The 18,626-nt window shown below is 57.7% G+C and carries 13 protein-coding genes; 5 read left to right on the plus strand and 8 right to left on the minus strand.

What is annotated here, in order from left to right:
* The first annotated feature begins 12 nt into the window (after window positions 1-12).
* The 5 genes from rfbB (at window position 13) to HYH07_RS05560 (ending at window position 5,954) form a co-directional block, all read left to right on the plus strand.
* A complete protein-coding gene (rfbB, locus tag HYH07_RS05540) occupies window positions 13-1,080 on the plus strand; it encodes a dTDP-glucose 4,6-dehydratase (RefSeq protein WP_220001537.1) in 1,068 nt (355 codons plus the stop codon).
* 201 nt (window positions 1,081-1,281) lie between these two features.
* Window positions 1,282-2,550, plus strand: a complete 1,269-nt coding sequence (locus HYH07_RS05545; protein ID WP_220001538.1) for a TylF/MycF/NovP-related O-methyltransferase — start codon at window positions 1,282-1,284, stop codon at window positions 2,548-2,550.
* Entirely contained in the window at window positions 2,547-3,716 is a 1,170-nt protein-coding gene (locus tag HYH07_RS05550) for an FkbM family methyltransferase (RefSeq protein WP_220001539.1), read from the plus strand. Before HYH07_RS05545 ends, HYH07_RS05550 begins: the two co-directional genes overlap by 4 nt.
* A 356-nt stretch (window positions 3,717-4,072) precedes the next feature.
* Window positions 4,073-4,963 carry a hypothetical protein gene (locus tag HYH07_RS05555; RefSeq protein WP_220001540.1) on the plus strand — a complete coding sequence of 297 codons (891 nt, stop codon included), beginning with the start codon at window positions 4,073-4,075 and terminating at the stop codon, window positions 4,961-4,963.
* 49 nt (window positions 4,964-5,012) lie between these two features.
* Window positions 5,013-5,954: an alginate O-acetyltransferase AlgX-related protein gene (locus HYH07_RS05560; RefSeq protein WP_220001541.1), complete on the plus strand. Its 942-nt coding sequence runs from the start codon at window positions 5,013-5,015 to the stop codon at window positions 5,952-5,954.
* A 113-nt stretch (window positions 5,955-6,067) separates the two neighbouring features.
* Here HYH07_RS05560 and HYH07_RS05565 read toward each other — a convergent pair whose 3' ends face one another.
* The 8 genes from HYH07_RS05565 to HYH07_RS05600 form a co-directional block, all read right to left on the minus strand.
* Window positions 6,068-7,615 carry a hypothetical protein gene (locus tag HYH07_RS05565; RefSeq protein WP_220001542.1) on the minus strand — a complete coding sequence of 516 codons (1,548 nt, stop codon included), beginning with the start codon at window positions 7,613-7,615 and terminating at the stop codon, window positions 6,068-6,070.
* A gap of 53 nt (window positions 7,616-7,668) precedes the next feature.
* Entirely contained in the window at window positions 7,669-8,685 is a 1,017-nt protein-coding gene (locus tag HYH07_RS05570; RefSeq protein ID WP_220001543.1) for an STELLO glycosyltransferase family protein, read from the minus strand.
* A gap of 2 nt (window positions 8,686-8,687) precedes the next feature.
* Window positions 8,688-9,668, minus strand: coding sequence for a GDP-L-fucose synthase (locus HYH07_RS05575; RefSeq protein WP_283842797.1), 981 nt, complete (start codon window positions 9,666-9,668; stop codon window positions 8,688-8,690).
* Window positions 9,640-10,728: a GDP-mannose 4,6-dehydratase gene (gene gmd, locus HYH07_RS05580; protein WP_220001544.1), complete on the minus strand. Its 1,089-nt coding sequence runs from the start codon at window positions 10,726-10,728 to the stop codon at window positions 9,640-9,642. The genes HYH07_RS05575 and gmd overlap by 29 nt, the downstream gene beginning before the upstream one ends.
* Before the next feature lie 9 nt (window positions 10,729-10,737).
* Window positions 10,738-11,841, minus strand: a complete 1,104-nt coding sequence (locus tag HYH07_RS05585; protein ID WP_220001545.1) for a polysaccharide pyruvyl transferase family protein — start codon at window positions 11,839-11,841, stop codon at window positions 10,738-10,740.
* Between the two features lie 113 nt (window positions 11,842-11,954).
* Window positions 11,955-12,371, minus strand: coding sequence for a hypothetical protein (locus tag HYH07_RS05590; protein WP_228749261.1), 417 nt, complete (start codon window positions 12,369-12,371; stop codon window positions 11,955-11,957).
* 64 nt (window positions 12,372-12,435) lie between these two features.
* On the minus strand, window positions 12,436-16,257 hold the full coding sequence (locus HYH07_RS05595; RefSeq protein WP_220001547.1) for a glycoside hydrolase family 99-like domain-containing protein: 3,822 nt from the start codon (window positions 16,255-16,257) through the stop codon (window positions 12,436-12,438).
* 267 nt (window positions 16,258-16,524) lie between these two features.
* Window positions 16,525-18,615: a tetratricopeptide repeat protein gene (locus HYH07_RS05600; protein ID WP_220001548.1), complete on the minus strand. Its 2,091-nt coding sequence runs from the start codon at window positions 18,613-18,615 to the stop codon at window positions 16,525-16,527.
* Window positions 18,616-18,626: the final 11 nt, after the last annotated feature.

An 18,626-nucleotide genomic window follows, 5' to 3' on the forward strand; every position in this document is an offset into this window, starting at 1 on the left:
GAGAACGGGGCCATGCGGTTCAAGGGTTCGACGATCTTCGTGACCGGCGGCGCCGGCTTCATCGGCTCGGCGGTGGTGCGGCACCTGTTGCGCGACACGCATGCGCGGGTCGTCAACATCGACAAGCTGACCTATGCCGCCAATCTGGACTCGCTGCCGGGCGCCCAGGGCAATCCGCACTACGCCTTCGAGCAGCAATGCATCTGCGACGGCGCGGGCCTGCGACAGCTGTTCGAGAAGTACCAGCCCGACGCGGTGATGAACCTCGCCGCCGAGAGCCATGTCGACCGCTCGATCGACGGCCCCGGCGAGTTCATCCAGACCAACATCGTCGGCACCTTCACCATGCTGCAGGAGGCGCTGCGGCACTGGCGCTCGCTCCCCAGTGAGAAGCGCGAGCGCTTCCGCTTCCTGCACATCTCGACCGACGAGGTGTTCGGCTCGCTGGGCCCTGAGGGCCTGTTCACCGAGACCAGCCCCTACTCCCCGAACTCGCCCTATTCGGCCAGCAAGGCCTCGTCCGACCATCTGGTGCGCGCCTGGCGGGAGACCTATGAGCTGCCGACGCTGGTGACCAACTGCTCCAACAATTACGGGCCCTATCACTTCCCGGAGAAGCTGATCCCGCACATGATCATCAAGGGCCTCGCCGGCGAGAAGCTGCCGGTCTATGGCGACGGCAGCAACATTCGCGACTGGCTGTTCGTCGAGGACCACGCCAAGGCGCTGAGCCTCGTGCTGGAGCGCGGGCAGCCGGGGCAGACCTACAATGTCGGCGGCCGCAACGAGCGCACCAATTTGCACGTGGTGGAGACCATCTGCGACCTGCTCGACGACCTCGCCCCGGGCGAGGCCGGTCCGCACCGCCGCCTCATCTCCTTCGTCACCGACCGCCCCGGCCACGACCACCGCTACGCCATCGACGCCACCAAGCTGGAGACCGAGCTCGGCTGGCGCGCCGAAGAAAACTTCGAGACCGGCATCGAGAAGACGGTGCGCTGGTATCTCGAACAGAAGCCCTGGTGGCAGGCGATCATCGAGCGGGGGTATCAGACGAAGCGGGTGGGGTTGAGCAAGTAGGCGGCTATCGGCTCAGCCTGGGGTGGTCGACACGAAAAGCGCGAAAACAACCCCATGCACAGTAGCCGCAGCCCCTTGTTTTTCGATATTCCGAAAATCCGCTTGACCCGTCGGGCAAATCGATGCTAAACGTCTATCATCCCATAATTCCGTAACGCCTGAATCGCGCTGACGCAGCGACATATCCGGAGCGCATGGTCCATGGGAGTTTTCGAGGATATCGATCTCGCATTGAAGACCGGCAATCTGGACGAAGCGGTCGCGCACCAGGTCAGAATTCCCGTTCACAACACGCGCCTGCCCGAGACAAACAAGCGGGTGGTTGACGCCCTCTTCCACGCGGGCCGCTTGGAGGATGCGGAGCGCCTCGCCCGCGCTGAGGTCGAACGTCGGCCGAAGGATCCCGATGCCTATGCGCTCCTCGCGAGGGCGCTGCAGTCACAAGAAAAGCATTCCGAAGCGGCTAACGCTCTGGGCAAGGTCTACCACTGGATACCGACCGATCCGATCGCGGCCGCGAGCTATGCGACGGCGCTCCGACAGGTCGCGCGGGACGACGACGCGGAACTGGTCGAGAGCGAGCACGCATGCCTCGTCGAACAGTCAATCGAACGCCTTCCAAGATGGATCAGCAACCGCCCTCCCCAGGCGAAGCGCCTGACGCCGGAGGCCGCGGCCCGGCAGCTGTACCTGGACCTGCTGGAGCGAGCCATCGCCAACACCATCTATCAGGACAGCTACAACGTATTGGGCACGCTCAAGCCTTATGAGAGCGCACGCCGCGAGATGGGCAAGGACATTCCTTCCGAAGCGCATTCGATGATCGGCTTGACGCGGCTTCGACAGACCCGCGAAGCCGCATGCCAAATCATCGAGGAAGGCATCCCAGGCGATTTCATCGAGACCGGCGTCTGGCGCGGCGGCGCCTGCATTCTTCTTCGCGGGGTCCTCGCCGCCTATGGCGACACCTCCCGTCGCGTCTGGGTCGCGGATTCCTTCGAGGGGCTGCCACCCCCCGACCCCCGTTTCACCAAAGACGCCGCGACGCGTTTCGACTTTCACGCCCGACCAGAGCTCTCGGTCGGACTCGAAGCGGTGAAGGAAAACTTCAGCCGTTACGGCTTGCTCGACGATCAGGTCGCATTCCTGAAGGGCTACTTTCGCGATACGCTGCCGAGACTGCCCGAGGCGATACGGTTCTCGCTGATACGCCTGGATGGCGATCTCTACAGCTCCACAACCGATGCGCTGACCCACTTGTATCACAGGGTTTCGCCTGGCGGATTTGTCATCATTGACGATTACGGTCCGGTGATCGATGCGCGGCGTGCGACGCTAGACTTTCGAGCGACACATTCGATCGTTGAGCAGATGTACGCGATCGATAGCGATGGAGTATTTTGGAGGAAGGCCCCTTTCAAAAGATGGCACTGGAATAGATGGGCAATTCCTAGATTGGCACGTGCATGAAGAAATTGGATATCGTACTTCGCGACTGGAAACCAGCGCACGCGTGCGCCCTTAGAACTCGCAACGGAAAGCTACATTTCGCAGATACCTCCGATCGCGATTGGCACCTGATGCGCGCTTTCAATACCGAATTGAAGGGCAAGGTTGTCACGCTAAACATTAGCGTCGAGGCATCGATTGGCTGTTCCAGCGACTTATACGTAAACGGCGCCGGCGGAATAGACATTGCCCAAATCAATATGACGGGAAAAGTACTAAAGATGGCAGGGGCCCTCGGCGTCAGAGCCGAGCTTCAAGACAATTCACTGACCGCCACAATAAGGTTCTTGAGTGCGGACAGTTTTGTCACGATAGGCACTGCTCGTAGAACAGCTGTTTACCCCGGAACGGGGGAAGACCAGCTGATCTTCAGCGAGATCGAGCTAATCGTCGAAGAAGCGAGCACGGGCTGCCCGCCTCTTACATTTGTCGATGTCGGCGCCGCTGGCGGAGTGCAAGAGGAACTCGTGCCATTTCGGCAAAGCTTAAATATGATCTTTGTTGAACCTCAACACGAGGCCGCCGAAGCGCTCCGCGCCAACAACTACTGCGACTTTAGTTCGGTCACCGTTGTCGAGGCCGCATTATTTTCTAGTAACGAGGACCGTGAACTTTATTTGACTCGATTTCCACAATGTAGCTCGCTATTGAGGCCAAACACCGAGTTGTTAGAGAGTTATGCCGTAGCTCCGTGCTTCGACATCAAGTCGACAACCGTGGTTAGCTGCTCTCGGTATGAGACACTTTGGCAAAACGGCAGCGCTCCAAAGCCAGATGTGATAAAAGCGGACGTCCAGGGCGTGGAATATGAAGTATTGCAAGGATTCGGACCGCTGCTGGATGAGTGCCTAGCGATTGAAGTTGAGGCACACCTTTACGAGATCTACATTGGGCAGCACTTGCTGGCTGACATCGTTGAAATGCTCTCTGCGCGAGGCCTTTTCTTGCGCCGGCTGCAGCCGCAAATGAGCTTTGATGGAGATTTGGTCGAAGTGAACGCGTTCTTCACACGGCACAAAGAATCGACCATGTCTGAAGCAACCGTATCTAAGCTCGAAATGGTGAATAAAATGTGGGGGCTCACGTACTCAAGCGGGGGAGCTCACATGGTCAATAAGTATGGCTAACGCGACTCGCTTGTTTTGGGGTAATCGCGAAAGGTCATACTATCTTCAAAAGAAACGAGCGCGCGAATATCGTGATTGCTCGCCGAGGTCGAACAATGCTCACACGCCGGGCTCTCCTATTTTCCTCAATGGCGTCGTTGGCCTTCTCGGGGCTGGCCCGATCCGAAGGGCGCCGCCGGGAACGCCCCCTGGTCGGTGCCATCAGATGGGATGCATGGTATTCGCCGGGTTCTACACCCACAGCCGCGGTAGCAGAATCACTTACACCGTCGCAATACCGATGGCGACTTCCGTTTTTTGCCCGGGAGACCGACAAGGGTAGCACGATCGCATTTCCCGCCCTGACCCAAAGTCTAATGGATTTGGAGATTCAGCAAGCAGCCTTTGCTGGATTGGACTATTGGGCCTTCGTTGCCTACGGCAACGATGATCCAATGTCCATCGCGCTCTCCCGCTATCTCTCCAGTTCATATCGGGCGCAAGTCAAGTTCTGCTTATTTACCGAATTAACGCTTTGGGGCAGCGCCGGCAAACTTTCACCGATAGTAGCAGAACATATTGAGCTTATGAAAAGGCCGGAGTATGTGCGCACGAACGATGGTCGGCCATTGTATTTTCTGGGGTTTATTGACCAGAATAAGATATCTGAAAGATGGGGGACTCATGCGACATTAAGGGAGCAGATTAGCTCGTTTCGCAAAGACGCCGTCGCGGCAGGAGTGGGAAATCCTTATCTAGTTCTCGCCGGAACCTTTTCGGAATTAACAGAGTGGGCTTCACTCGGCGGGGACGCTTTAGGAGCCTATGCAATTAGCGATATCCGAGGCGTGGGGCCCTACGAATCACTGACCAAATTGACGGAACAACGTTGGAAGGCAATTTCTGCGGCGGGACTTCCCGTCGTTCCAACAGTTATGACAGGTTGGGACAGGCGCCCACGCGTAGAGCATCCCGTGCCTTGGGAGCACTCCCAGAAGGTTGGGCAAGGCATCGACTATTATTTCGGCGCTGCAACGCCGCTTGAATTGGTCGAACACTTAGATCATGCGCTGAAATATGTTGCGGAGCAAACGAGCATCCAGCGCGCTCCGACTGTCTTGATTTACGCCTGGAACGAGAACGATGAAGGCGGATGGTTGGTGCCCACAATCCCGTGCGACACTGGACGACTTCAAGCGTTACATCACTTTCTTAGGTCCAACCAAGATCTTTCTCTAAATCCAAGATGTACGGTCCGCTCCCCGTAAAAATATCGCCCACCAAGCAACCTGACCATGCACACAGAGAAAGCTCAAAATGCCTTTCCTAACTGATGACGTCTATGAGGGGACGAACGGGCATCTCTTCTTGGCGAAAGGCAGCAACAATGTAATTGCACTTTTTCAGTTAAGTCGAGACGAGCGAGAAGAGCTTATTCGGAGATGGATTGAACTCATCGTGCGGCGCGGTGATGGTCTAAGGAACGACGGCATCGTGTATCGTCATTGCTTCGTCCCCGACAAGCTGTCCATTTATCGCGAGGAAGCGGGTGAAATTTGGGATGGGCTAGTATCGCCTGCGGAGACAATAGAGGCATCCGATAATCCCCGGCTGCGGCGTTATTTGGTCGGTCTTACAGATTACCTTCGAAGACAAAAAGCTACATATGAGATGTTTCCAAAGAATGACACTCATTGGACCCTTGAAGGGTGCTTCAGCGCCTATCAAATGCTTTGCGCTTCGCTTCAAATCCAACAACGAGCCGACTTGGTCTATCTGAAACCTGCGTCTATTGAACTTTCGGGGGACCTTGGAGGTAAGCTTCATCCCAAGCGATTAGAGACATTTCGGTTCGGGACATTCGCACGGAGCGCAAAAAGATCGTTTGCAAATGATTTGGTCAGTTTAAGAGAATCCGGCGTTCTCGCAAACGAGGTTGGCCTGCACGTTGGATCAATTGTCCAATTTTCAAACAGGAGCGCTCAAGCCGCAAAGAGACTACTCCTTTTCGGTGACTCTTTCTCCGAATATCGAACTCACTATCTGACGGGCCTACTCGCAGACACCGTATCCGAGTTAATGTTTGTTTGGTCTTCCAATCTGGACTATCGCATCATCAGAGATTTCAAGCCGGACATTGTCGTTACCGAGCTGGCTGAACGCTTCATGTCGCGGCCACCGACCGATGATGTCGATTTGGTGGAGCACGCTAAACGAAAGGTAGAGCGAGCCGTCGAAGCCGCAAAGGGCAAGAGCTAAAAAAGATCTGAATCAGGTTTCAAAAGCGCAATCGCGCGTTTCTAACGTACCAAAGTATAGCCCATGAGCTCAACTGACTGCATAGCGGGATAGCGGCGCGGACACTGCACGCATCAAGCACTCGGATTGGCAGCCGGCTGGCCAGCCTCACATAAACTGTGTGGGTAGTAGGATTGAACAAGAGACAACACTAATTCATAGAGGACATCGGGATCAAAATCGTAAGTCCCATACATCGTCCCATCATCCTCAACGATCGTCGGCGACAAAAAAATCGGAGCCACAATATCTTCTGCGACCAACCCCCAGAAAGTCGCTTGACGTAGGTGCGCCCGATTAGCATGCGCAACACCCGGCTTCTTCGATAACCACGAATTGATGACCAAACCTGAGCCAACGACAGAAATGTAGACGTGAATGGCCCGAGCCCAACCTAAACTCTCCTCGAGGGGGCAACCAAGCGTATTGACTACATCTATCTCCGGATCCAGCAGGCCTCCAATAGCGGCGCAGATATCTGCCGTATCGGAAAATCCGTCGAACACGACGGCCAAATTCGGAATACGCTCAGACAACCTGTTGAGGACCTCAGCAGTTCCATCGACCTGTCGCTTCCAGGCCTTGTTATGACTTCGAAGGTTGACCCAAACGAGAAATTTCGATGACGCGCGTGCCTGGATGGCATCTTTCCTTTCTTTAGAAAGGCGACTCTCCGATAGCTCTTGTATCCTTCGCCGCAATGTCGAACTGATGCGCAACCCAACCGGGCGGACGTGCTGCACGTTGAGGTGAAAGGTTGCGTCGAAGGGCTCGACCGGATTCTTTACTACGGTTGTTAGCACACTCGACAACTCTGGGAAAACGTCTCGAGGATCGAACGGAGCGTAGGGACCCAAGACTAAATGGAAAATCCGTTTGACACCTACGGCTTCAATGACGTCTGCAATACCTTGCAGTTCTTGCCACACGTAATGGCCCAAATTTGGGCGGAAGCCGACTTGTATGCCTCCTCCTATTGTAGGGCACGTCAGCACCCTTCTGATACTTGCTCCCTTAGAAATTAAGGTTGCGACAAGATGGTCAGCACACTCGGTAATCCACGCCAATAGAGCAGCGTTTATTGGATTAAGCGGAAAGATTGCAACGAGCCTGAGGCGAGGAACAATAAATGCAATGCGCCGGCCAAACGTTTGACCGACCATCAGATAGAAAACCTCTTTCGAGCAAAATCTAAATGCGGTGTGATAGTCGTCGATCAGGAACGAGTGGGAAGATCGCACAACATCGCCCGACCATGGATCTCGAACTAACATACCCCCACATTCGAATACAGTTAGAACATAACTAGCATCGCGCAGAAGCGCTTTCTCGAAAATTTCCTTCTCAAATGGCGTTGCTGTGCGAGACACTGGACAGTAGTTTGGATTGAAAGAAGCTAACAGCTGTGTTTCACGAACACGGCTATCTTCCGCGGCTTCAATCAGTAACTGCTCAGAAATTCCCTGTGCGGATAGATATAGTCCATCGGCCTCGGAAAGCTTGGACAGATCGATCACTCTAGGCTTATAAGTTGAAAGCGCAGTGAAGACGTCCTGCCGACTTAACGATCCTTGCTCCTCTGTCTCCAACATTCGAGGGTGCAGGATTTCTATCTCCTGCATTACCCTCTCGGCGAGAGATCGCGCGGAACTGCTTGGCTCATTCATCGTTCTGACTAAGCAATCCTGTCCGGAATAAGGTTTCTCAGATCTTCTATCCAAGCGTCTAAGAGTGGGAGTTCGGCGTCGCCGACGACCTTTAGATCGACCAATGCCTCGTAGCAAACTCGCAAATTGGACGATATTTTATCGACTCCCCTCTGTAAGGAGACCCGCTTGAGAGCATGCCTGATTTGATCGTTCTTGAGATATCCCGGCACCTCGTCTTCGAAGTCCCGTTGCAGATTGTGCTCGTTCCTGTCCTGCCAAACTGTTGCTTCATGAAAAAGCACAGCCCAATCATTCTCATACGCGATCCGTTGGGCGACAAAACTGCGCCAGATATCAGTCATTCGAAACGAGCAGTGAGCGGGAAGATACAGAAGCGGATACGCTTCTGGCCACCACGCCGTATTCTGACTGTTGAACGGACACCAGCAATTCCCAGACAGAGCAACGCGGCGATCAGACCGGAAGCTTTGTGGCAGCGGTAGTATAAGCCGATATATCGCGTCTACATCCGGGTTCTCATCTGCCAGACCTTGTTGGATCGGGCAAATGTTCGAAACAACAGGCAAGTCATCGAAGTTCGCCGCGGGTCGATTGATCTCGGTCAACGGAAGGCCGCGGGGCCAAATCGTAGCCGTTGAGAAATAGCTATAGACGTTCAGCCAGCCCGGGGATTCGTTTCTTGCACAGCTAACCTCACGCGCCCTTGGTCCAAAAAACTGCTCGCGAGGGAAATTATCGTCGTCCGTCTCAACTATCAGATTAGCACCCCGAGCAATCGCGATTAGATAGCCAATGTTCTTTCGAGCGTAGTGCCGAGTCGGGCACAGCTTCGCATAAGAGAACCCGGTGGATATCTGCGCTTGGACATCAAAGTAGTCGCACCCATCTAGAACAAAATTATCGGGGCTCTTTGTATCGCCAACCACGATAAAATCGAAGCCAGACTTCTTCGCGCCTTCTGCCAACGAGCTCAAGACGGCATTCGGCGCACTGATCGATGTTACTACAATAGCGCTTTTCATTCTCAATCCATTTTGGAGTTACAAGGCGGCGCAAGCAACTGGTCTAAAAATGAGCGGTAGGCCAGTTGAATTCCCTCCTCAAATGAGACTTTCGCCGTCCATCCCCGCTGAGAAAGCCTTGTCACATCGAGGAGCTTGCGAGGAGTTCCATCTGGCCGCGACGGATCAAATACTACTTCGCCGTTGTAACCGACGGTCTCGGCGATGATCTTCGCCAACTCAGCTATGGTGATATCCACACCCGTGCCGACGTTTATACAATCGTCTTGGGAGTAACACTTCACCAGATGCACGCAGGCGTCGGCGAAGTCATCCACATAGAGAAACTCCCGGCGCGGAGTCCCGGTGCCCCAAACGACAACCTGGGACGCGCGCCTTGCCTTAGCCTCATGGAAGCGCCGGATGAGTGCAGCCACGACATGGCTATGCTCTGGGTGGAAGTTGTCGCCCGGACCATAAAGGTTTGTTGGCATCACGCTAATGAAATCGGCGCCATATTGCTTCCGGTAGGCTTCGACCAACTTAAGTCCCGCGATCTTGGCCACTGCATAGGGTTCATTAGTTGGCTCAAGCGGCCCCGTAAGCAGACTCTCTTCCTTGATGGGTTGCTCAGCGAATTTCGGATAAATGCATGACGATCCGAGGAACACCAGCTTTTTTGTCCCATTTCGATGGGCAGCCTGAATTACGTTCGTGGCAATTACCAGGTTGTCGTAGATAAACTCGCCTCGTAACGTATTGTTCGCGACAATACCCCCGACCTTTGCCGCCGCAAGAAAAACGACTTCCGGGCGCGCCCTCGCAAACCAGTCATCAACATTGGATTGATTGCGGAGATCCAGCTCTGACTTTGACGCAGTCTGCAGGTCTACATTCTCGCATGCGAGACGGCGAACCAAAGCCTGTCCGACCATTCCGCGATGCCCCGCGACAAAGACGGTCTTGCCCTCGAGTCTAAACAGCGGCTCTTGCACCGGCTCCAACCTCTCTCTTCGCAGCCTCCAGATCACTCCCGACCATCTCTCTTACGAGTTGCTTAAATCCGACCTTGGGCTCCCATCCAAGGCGCTGGCGAGCCTTGGATGCATCACCAATCAGGAGATCGACCTCAGTCGGACGAAAGTAGGCGGGATCGACGCGCACGAGTGTCTTTCTTGAGCGCTTTTCGATTCCCACTTCCTCTATGCCCTCGCCGCGCCACTCGATCGTTTTGCCAACTTCAGCAAAGGCGGTTTCGACGAATTCGCGAACTGAGCGAGTTTCGCCAGTTGCCAGGACAAAGTCGTCCGGCTCATTCACCTGAAGGATCTTGTGCATTCCAACAATATAATCTCGCGCATGCCCCCAATCACGTTTCGCATCGAGATTTCCGAGAAAGAGACAATCCTCCAATCCGACGCTGATTCTGGCGACACTGCGGGTGATCTTGCGGGTAACAAACGTCTCGCCGCGAATAGGACTCTCGTGGTTGAACAAGATGCCGTTCGAGGCAAACATGCCGTAGGCTTCACGATAGTTGACGGTGATCCAATAGCCGTAGAGCTTTGCTACGGCATACGGCGAGCGCGGATAGAATGGTGTCGTTTCCTTCTGCGGGATTTCCTGCACGAGCCCATACAGTTCCGAAGTCGACGCCTGGTAGAACCGGGTTCTCTTCTCCATGCTGAGGATGCGAATGGCCTCCAACAGACGGAGAACCCCAACAGCGTCCGCATTCGCCGTGTATTCCGGACTTTCGAAACTCACCGCAACGTGGCTCTGCGCGGCGAGGTTGTAGATCTCAGTAGGCTGTATTTGTTGAACCAAGCGAATCAGGTTCGTTGAATCCGTCATGTCACCGTAGTGCAGCTTGAACCGCGTATCGGCCTCATGCCTGTCGTGATAAAGGTGATCTATCCGCGCCGTATTGAACGATGAAGACCGCCGCTTAATGCCATGGACCGTATATCCCAATCCCAGCAGGTATTCTGCAAGGTACGCGCCATCCTGGCCCGTAGCTCCGGTGATAAGTGCAATCTTAGATCCAGGCGCGTCAAGCGACATATCCGATTCCTAACTCTTCAACTTCAATCCATTTGACGTGAGAAATTCCACATACGCCGGATACAACTCGTTGTAGCGGTCAAGAAGTTTAGCCCGATCAACCCTCTCGTGCAGCGACCTTACGTCCACTTGATCCACGTCCATAATAGAGACCCAAGGCATGCCGAGAAATCGACACATGTCCTCAGTTCGAGTGTCGTGACAAATTACAACGGCAGGCACGCCGCGCTGAAGCGCGATCATGCACCCATGGAAGCGGGTTCCAAAAACGAAATCGTAGCTCTCAATCGTCCTGAGCCATTCATCGACGTCGAAAAAGACACGCATGTGTGCCTTGGCCCAGGCCCGCGCCTCCTCGTCAGAAACAGCTTCCTTCATGAACGCGCAGATCGCATTCAGCGATTCGTCGGTGCCATTTTTTGCTTCCTGATCGGCAAGCCTGATCTCCGGTTGTTCGCTTTGGGCAATAAAGTCGGCCTGCCAAGCGACACCCACTTTGTAGATGTCCAAAACGACGCGCCGCATTCTTTCCTTGTCAAAGGCATGACCGATGACGTCACGAGACGCATTCACTGAAATCCGCTTGAACTCATCGACCGGCCGGTTAGCAACCTGGGGCCCCGTCGAGCCGCTCATATAGTACGAGGGACAACCGGTTACGGTAACGTTGTGAACACCGCGAAGCGCCAGTACGTCCCTCGTGTAGGGGCCTCTGACACCAATGCTGACGGCGCGCTCGGCAATGACTTTCACGAACCTTTCGGTCCCCGGCATCAGATCGATTTTGGGGTCGTAATTGTTCGACTGCGCACCGAGGCCGACGATAGCTACGGGCAGATCTGCGCGTTCGATGTAGTCAGCCATCCCACCAAAATCGAATTTAGGAAACAGGAAATTGGCAGCCGCAATGACGATCATGTCATAGCGCTCGTGCACCTCCTTCGGATCAATCCGATAGTCCCACGAGATATTCTGGTATGCGATCTGGCTCAGCAGGCCATGTGCAATCAGTTGGTTTCCCGTGTTGCCGCCCGTTTTCGCGAGCTTGGAGATCGGATCCTCTCCCGGCTCCGTCGAAATGCTTGGCGTCGCTCCGAGCAGGAAGATATTCACAGGTCACCTCCGGCGGCTTTAATTCTTGAACCGGAGATTACCAGCTTTATTCCCGCCGCAGCATGGTGTTCATCATCAAAAAGCATCGTGCTCAGCAATCGTAGCCCCTACAACTAAGTCCCCTTGATGGCCGACTTCCACTGCGCAGCGTCGCCTTCATATTCCGGAGCCGGGCACCGGCCTTCCCCGCCACCAATTGCATGGAAATGAGCCTCGGCCGACTTGATCTTGCCGTCACGTACCGCAGCCGCGACATCGGCATATTTGCTGAGATACCAATCGGCGTCGACGGAGGGACCGCCTCCACGCCTCCCCTCGAAATAACCAAAACCGATATAGTGGAGGTGCGCACTCTCGATTTCTCCACGAGAGATAGCTTTAGCGACATCCGGATTTTCCTGCAAATACCTGTCCTCATCGAATTCGGCGGACGCGAGCGCGATTTGCAACAGCATCTTGAAAAGGCGCGCCGGCACCTTGACCTGACCACTTCCATCGAGCACCGATCTGTCGATTTTCAGTGCGGACATGAGAGATTCAGCAGAAGGTACGAACATATTTACCCCAGATTTGTTTTGGAAGTGAGATTAGATTCTAGCCAGCGCGAGCGGCCGATTTCGTGGGCTTCTTTGTATTCTCCGGCTCGGCAGCAGTCCCAAGGAGTTGCGCTGTCACCTCCTCAAGATAGGCTCCTTGAGCCCCGGTCTCCCGCTTCGAGAAAGCGAACCTCTCCCGCGCGACGCGGTGCATGCTTTCGATCTCCTCGATGTGCTTCTGCGCCTTGAGCGAATGCGTGACGCTCGCTGCATGGCGACGGTGAACGTTGAGGGGATCGGCGACATAGGCAATCTTCGCGCCGGGCGCGGCCAGGCACTCCAGATAGATGCGCCAGTCGCCGGCCATGCGCAGATTTTTCAGATCGCGCCGGCAGGCCTCAAGCGCCCGCAGCAACGCCTCGCGCCGCCACAGCACCGAGGACACGTTCAAAATCGTGTTCTTGACGCCGAGGAAACGGGCCACAAATTCGCGGCCCTCGAACACCTCGGTCTTCGACAGCGCGCCGGGCTCGATGCTGGCGTAATAGGGCTTGTAGCTCTCGTAGACGTGGTGGCCCTCGGCATCGATCGACTTGGAATCGGTGAAGCCGAAACCGATGCTCGGGTCGGCCTTCATCAACGCCAGGAGGCTCGACAGGAAAGTCGGCTCGGAGAGATCGTCCGCCTCGGCGATCCACAGGAACTCGCCCTTGGCCATTTCGGCGGCCTTGGTCCATTGCGCGAAGACAGAGCCGGAATTCTCCTCGTTGACCACCAGCGTCAGATCGCGCTGGCGTTCCTCGGCCACCTTCGTGATGACGGAGATGCTGTCGTCCTTCGAGCAATCATCGAGCACGATGAGTTCCTCGATCGGATGGTTCTGATCGAAGATCGTGTAGAGCCGCTCGGGCAGGCAATGCGCGTAATTGTAGTTCGGCACCGCGACCGAGATGGTGGGAAGCGAGGGAACGGCAAGCCGCAGCAGATCACGGACGTAGTCGGAGAACGTGAAGTTCACCTCGATGATATCGGCCATGCGCTCGCGCTCGGACTCCGACGGCGGCCACTCCAGGAAATGCGCAACGGCATCGGCCATGGCGGGCACGTCGCAATAGGGGACCACCTGGCCGACCTTCTCCTTTTGCAGGAAGCCGGGGATGCCGCCGGACTCCGCAAAGGCCACCACGGGCACGCCGACGCTGAGCGCTTCCAGCGCAACGGTCGGGAACGGATCTTCCCGCGAGGTCAGAGCATAGACCTCGGAGGCCGAATAGAGACCCTGCATGTCCGAGCGGAAGCCCGCAAAATGGAAGCGGCCAGTCGCCTTGGCGCGCTCGATCTCGGGTCCGAGCCATTCCTGGAGGCCGGGGTCCATGCCGCCGACCCAGCAGAAATGGACATGCGGATGGTCCTGCCGAACGAGATTCCAGACCTGAAGGAAGAGATCGATGCCCTTGCGCAGGTCGGCATACCCGACCCCGAGCACCATCTTGTCGCCTGCAACCAGCCCGAACTCCTTGCGGATTGCGGCGGCCTCGTCGGGGGCTTCCACAATCTGCTTGTAGCTGCCCTGAGCCCGGATCAGGAAGCGCTCGTCGCTCTCATCAAGTTCGAGCGCGTCGGCGAGCTTGTCACGAACGAATTCGGACGCGAAGACCACCTTCTGCGCATGGCTGACCGCCATGCGCGCGTCGTTTTCCAGGTTCTTCTCGCGCAGAATTCGCGGCAGTTCATGGACCAGCGAAATGGCCCGGAAGCCCATTTCCGCCGCGAGCTTCACCGCTCGTCCGCTTGCCGTGGTGTTGATGATGGCGGCGGAAAAGCCCTTGTCCTTGAAGTGCTGCAGCGCAGCCGGGAGATCCGAAAGCTTGCCGAGCACCGTGAGCGGCGCCGAGGCGCGATATTCCGCCTCCATCGCACCGCCGGCGAGCAGCAGATATTCCGTTTCCATGTTGAAGGCGCTGCGGAGCGTCCTGCCGATGTTGAGCAGCAGGTGCTGGGCCCCGCTCGGGAACGCGTCATGACCGATGAGCAGGATCTTGGGCTGCGAAAGATCCCGGGTCAGGCCTGTCGCGGCGCGCGCCGTGGCGTTCAGATAGGCCGAGCCGAAATGCAGGTCCGGCTCCAGATAGGCACCCTCGCACCATTCGTTCCAGGCATTGACGCAGACAAAGGGCTCGCCGAAGAAGGTGTGCCGCTGCGCTCCTTCGACGAGCGTCGACAGCCAGGCTTCATATTTCTGCGGGGTCGAGCCCTGGATGACCAGACCTGTGCCTTGGCGCCGGGCGTCATTGTCCCAGCTCGGAACGACGGTCTTGATCAGCGGGAAGCTCGGTCGCGGCTCGTCAGTCGAGTATTTGACCACATCATCGTAGCTGTAGACCTGGCCAGCAAACGTATCGTCCAGGATCTTCACGTCCGACGTGACCTGCGGGGTGAACTTGGTGATCTTGTGCGGCGGGAATTCAATCGCGCCATCGAGGCCCATCACGGTCGGATCGAAATCATCAAAGCTCTGGCTCATGATGATGATCGGATCCTCGCGGAACTTCTTCTTGAAGACGGCCCGCCAGCGCGCGACGACGTTGGCCGTATCCGGGATGAGCCGGGGACGATAGATCATCAGGAGCGGTCGGCCCTGGACGCGGATATAGCGGGGGTCGTTGAAGTGCCGGCAGAAATCGCCGAGCAGCCGCTCGTCGTCATCGTCGAGATAGTCCTGCGAGATCAGGACCTCGCTCTCCATGCCGTCCCACCGACGAGTCCAATTCTCGTTCGCCCACATCAGGCAGAACGGCATGTTGATGTCGCGCGCCCCAAGGAACTGCTCGAGCGGCCGCTCCATGAGGCGCTTACCGTTGAACCAGTAGTAGTAATAGACGAAGCCATGGATGCCGGCCGCTTGAGCCAGCTTCACTTGCTTCCGCATCGTTTCGATGTCGAGCAGCGAATAGAAGCCGAGGTCGCGCGGAACTCGCGGCTGGTAATGGTCCTTGAAACGCGGCACACCGCGGCTGATGTTGGTCCACTCGGTGAAGCCCGTTCCCCACCACTTGTCGTTCTCGGGGAAGGCGTGGAATTGCGTGAGATAGTAGGCCAGCACCTTGGCCCGGGGCTTTGTGCTCGGCGGCAGCGGGCGCAATTCCTCGAACAATGCGCTCGGCTTGGTGAAGCGTTTGATCTCCGCGGGAATGGTCGCTTCGTTTTCCGGCGGGGACGGGAAAATGCCCTCTTCGTGCCGATGCTCCAAATAGTGCAACAGCGGATTCTGGTCGGTCTTTCCCTTGAAGTAGCGCTGAATATAGAACTTGGTGTCGAATTCCGCGGACGGATTGCGGCCTTCCTTGTAGCCGTGAAAAATGAAGTGCTCGAAAGGATCAACGTTGGCCGCCGCGACGTCCTTGTAGGTGTCGAGATAATACTGCGCGTCGAACTCGGGGATCGGGCTGAACGGGCCTAGGCGGTTCTTCAGATAGTGAGCAAGCGGGCTTTCAGTCGCCGGAATGGCGTATTTCTCTCGGTACCACGCGGGCTGAAAGTAGGGGCTGGGACGGCGACCTTCAGGCTCACCATGCCTCGCATAGTGCAGCAGCGGCTGAATATCAGCATCCTGAACGTCCGGATAGGTCGTGACGTACCACATCGGATCAAAGATGGGATTTGGCTTCCTTCCCTCCTTGAATCCGTAGAGAAAGAAGTGCTCGAACGGATTTGCACCGACCGCAACGACATCGGGATAGGTGACGGAATAAAACGTTTCGTCGAAGAGGCCCAAGCCTTCGAGGTAACGCCTGATCGCGAAGAGATCCTCGACCGGCTTCTCTGCAGCCGGCGCGTCCGGCAGCGCCGGCTGTACGAGAGGCTCAGCCTGGGCTGCCAAATCCGAATTGGCTCCGTTCGCGTTGCCAGGTTTCGAAACGCTTTTAGGTTGAACTTTGCTGGCGCCGGCGCGCTTTCCTTTTGGCTCTTTTTGCCCCGCATCACGCGCGAGCTTCGACAGGAAGTCAGCCATTTCCACACAATCTCTGATCGAGTATCGATCTTGTTCGCAATCTACATTAGAGCAACGTTGCTGTCACGCATATGAGAGCTAACGTTAAGCTGCTCAGCATTCAGCATCAGCCTGCCCGACGTCGTGTCGCAGCATTCATCCATCGTTCGGAGGCCCGCAATATGTATCGCTGTTCACCCCCTGCGCTGCATCGGCCGGATGACCGCTTTGCGATAGTCCGATAGCGCTCAGTCTCTGCTTCGCCATTTCATTCCCTTGGCCAGCCGCCTTCTCAAACCAACCCCTCGCCGCCGCAAGATCCCGCGCCACGCCATTTCCGGCGTAAAGCGCATCCCCGACGCTAAGCTGTGCCGCAGCTAAGCCCTGTTCGGCCGCGCGCTCGAACCATTCGAACGCCCGCTCGGGATCGGCCTCGCAGCCCTGGCCCTTCGACAGCATCACGGCGAGGTTGAACTGGCCGAGCTGATGGCCCTGCTTCGCGGCGGCTTCATACCAGGCGACGCCCTTGGCGAGATCCTGTTCGACGCCGTTGCCGGTGCAATACATCACCCCTAGCTGGAATTGGGCGATCATGTTGCCTGATACAGCCGCCTTCTCGAACCAGAGCGCGGCGGCCTTGGCGTCGGCAACGCCGCTCGCGGGATCGGCGTAGAGACCGCCGAGCGCGAGCATAGCGTCGGCAAGGCCGGCTTCGGCGGCGCGCAGGTAGCATTTCGCCGCTTCCGGCCAATCGGCCGCTCCGCCGAAACGGCCGGCGCGCAAGTGGCCGAGTTGCAGGTGTGCTGCAGCGTGGCCGCTCGCGGCGGCCGGCGTCAGGAGCTCGGCGGCGCGGAGAAGCCGCGCCTCGTCCTTGCCGGACTGGATGAGGAAGCTCGCATAGGCAAGGCCGGCCTCGGCATCGCCGCCGCTCGCGGCCTTGGCCAGCCATTCCTCCGCGCGGGCATGGTCGCGGTCGACGCCGTGGCCTGAGGAATAGAGCTGGCCGAGCTGCACCTGGGCGGCCGGGATGCCGGCATTGGCGGCGAACTCGAACCATTTGATCGCGGCCGCCACGTCCTGGGCGATGCCGGTGCCCTTGAGACAGAACACCGCGACATTGTAGGCGGCCGTGGCGTGGCCGTTCTCGGCGGCCTTCAGGAACCATTTCGCGGCCTCGCGCAGGCTCGGCGGCACGCCCTGGCCGGTGGCATGGAAGCGGCCGGTGAAGAACTGGGCCTGCACGTCGCCGCGCTCGGCGGCTTGGAGATACCAGTGCGCGGCCTCGCGCAGGTCCGGCTCGGTGGCGACGCCCTTGGAATAGAACTCGCCGAGCGCCTGGATCGCCGGCAGATGGCCGCGACGCGCGGCCTTGCGCAGCGCCGTCTCGGCCTTGTCGACGGATCTCGCGACGCCCTCGCCGCGCAGATACAGAAGGCCGATGTTGTACAGCGCGGTGACGTCCTCGCGCCGGGCGGCCTCCGCGAACAGCCGTGCCGCCTCCGCCACGTCCTTCGCAACGCCGGCGCCATTGAGGTGCAGGAAGGCCAGCGCCACCTTGGCGCGGACGTGGTCCTTCTCGACCGCCTTGCGATACCAGGACGCTGCGAGCTCGGCGTCCTTGGGCACGCCGAGACCCTGGAAATGGATATCGCCGAGGCCGAACTCGCCGCCGGCAAAGCCCTGCGCCGCCGCCTTCTCGTACCATTGGCGCGCCGCCGCAAAATCCTGCGCGCAGCCGCGGCCCTGCCGCAGCAGCTCGGCGAGCAGCGCCTGGGCTTCGGCATTCCCCGCTTCGGCGGCCTTGGCGATCCAACCGAAACCCCGCTCGGGCTGCCTCTCGACGGCGAGGCCATGCGGGAAGATCACCTTGGCGAGCGGGACCTGATCGTCGGCCTTGGCGGCTTGCTGGCGCCAGGTCTCGGGCGAATTGAGCGCGACGATGGCGGCCGCGCCTTCCAGCAGCAGTCGGCCGAGGACGAGCTGTGCCTCGGCATGGCCGGCCTCGGCGGCGCGTTCGTACCAGTCGGCCGCATCCGGCAGCGAGCGGACGACGCCCTGCCCCTGCAGATAGAGCTGGCCGATGCGATAGGCCGCTTCGGCCGAGCCGCCGTTCGCGGCGATCTGCCAGGCCTCGAACGCCTCCATGAAGGCGCCGCGCTCATGCGCCGCGATTCCGCGCTGGACCAAGGCGGCCGGCGCGAGCGACGTCCACGGCTTGAAGCGGCGCAAGAGCTTCGGCGTGCGCATGCGAGCTGCCG

Source organism: Bradyrhizobium sp. BR 10261 (genome assembly GCF_019455395.1).
GTDB classification, from domain to species: domain Bacteria; phylum Pseudomonadota; class Alphaproteobacteria; order Rhizobiales; family Xanthobacteraceae; genus Bradyrhizobium; species Bradyrhizobium manausense.

Excerpts from the sequence above, each read along its gene's own strand:
- HYH07_RS05560 (WP_220001541.1), top strand. The coding sequence starts at position 5,013 with ATGCCTTTCCTAACTGATGACGTCTATGAGGGGACGAACGGGCATCTC.
- HYH07_RS05550 (WP_220001539.1), top strand. The coding sequence starts at position 2,547 with ATGAAGAAATTGGATATCGTACTTCGCGACTGGAAACCAGCGCACGCG.
- HYH07_RS05590 (WP_228749261.1), bottom strand. The coding sequence starts at position 12,371 with ATGTCCGCACTGAAAATCGACAGATCGGTGCTCGATGGAAGTGGTCAG.
- HYH07_RS05545 (WP_220001538.1), top strand. The coding sequence starts at position 1,282 with ATGGGAGTTTTCGAGGATATCGATCTCGCATTGAAGACCGGCAATCTG.
- HYH07_RS05565 (WP_220001542.1), bottom strand. The coding sequence starts at position 7,615 with ATGCAGGAGATAGAAATCCTGCACCCTCGAATGTTGGAGACAGAGGAG.
- HYH07_RS05570 (WP_220001543.1), bottom strand. The coding sequence starts at position 8,685 with ATGAAAAGCGCTATTGTAGTAACATCGATCAGTGCGCCGAATGCCGTC.
- gmd (WP_220001544.1), bottom strand. The coding sequence starts at position 10,728 with ATGTCGCTTGACGCGCCTGGATCTAAGATTGCACTTATCACCGGAGCT.
- rfbB (WP_220001537.1), top strand. The coding sequence starts at position 13 with ATGCGGTTCAAGGGTTCGACGATCTTCGTGACCGGCGGCGCCGGCTTC.
- HYH07_RS05555 (WP_220001540.1), top strand. The coding sequence starts at position 4,073 with ATGGATTTGGAGATTCAGCAAGCAGCCTTTGCTGGATTGGACTATTGG.
- HYH07_RS05600 (WP_220001548.1), bottom strand. The coding sequence starts at position 18,615 with ATGCGCACGCCGAAGCTCTTGCGCCGCTTCAAGCCGTGGACGTCGCTC.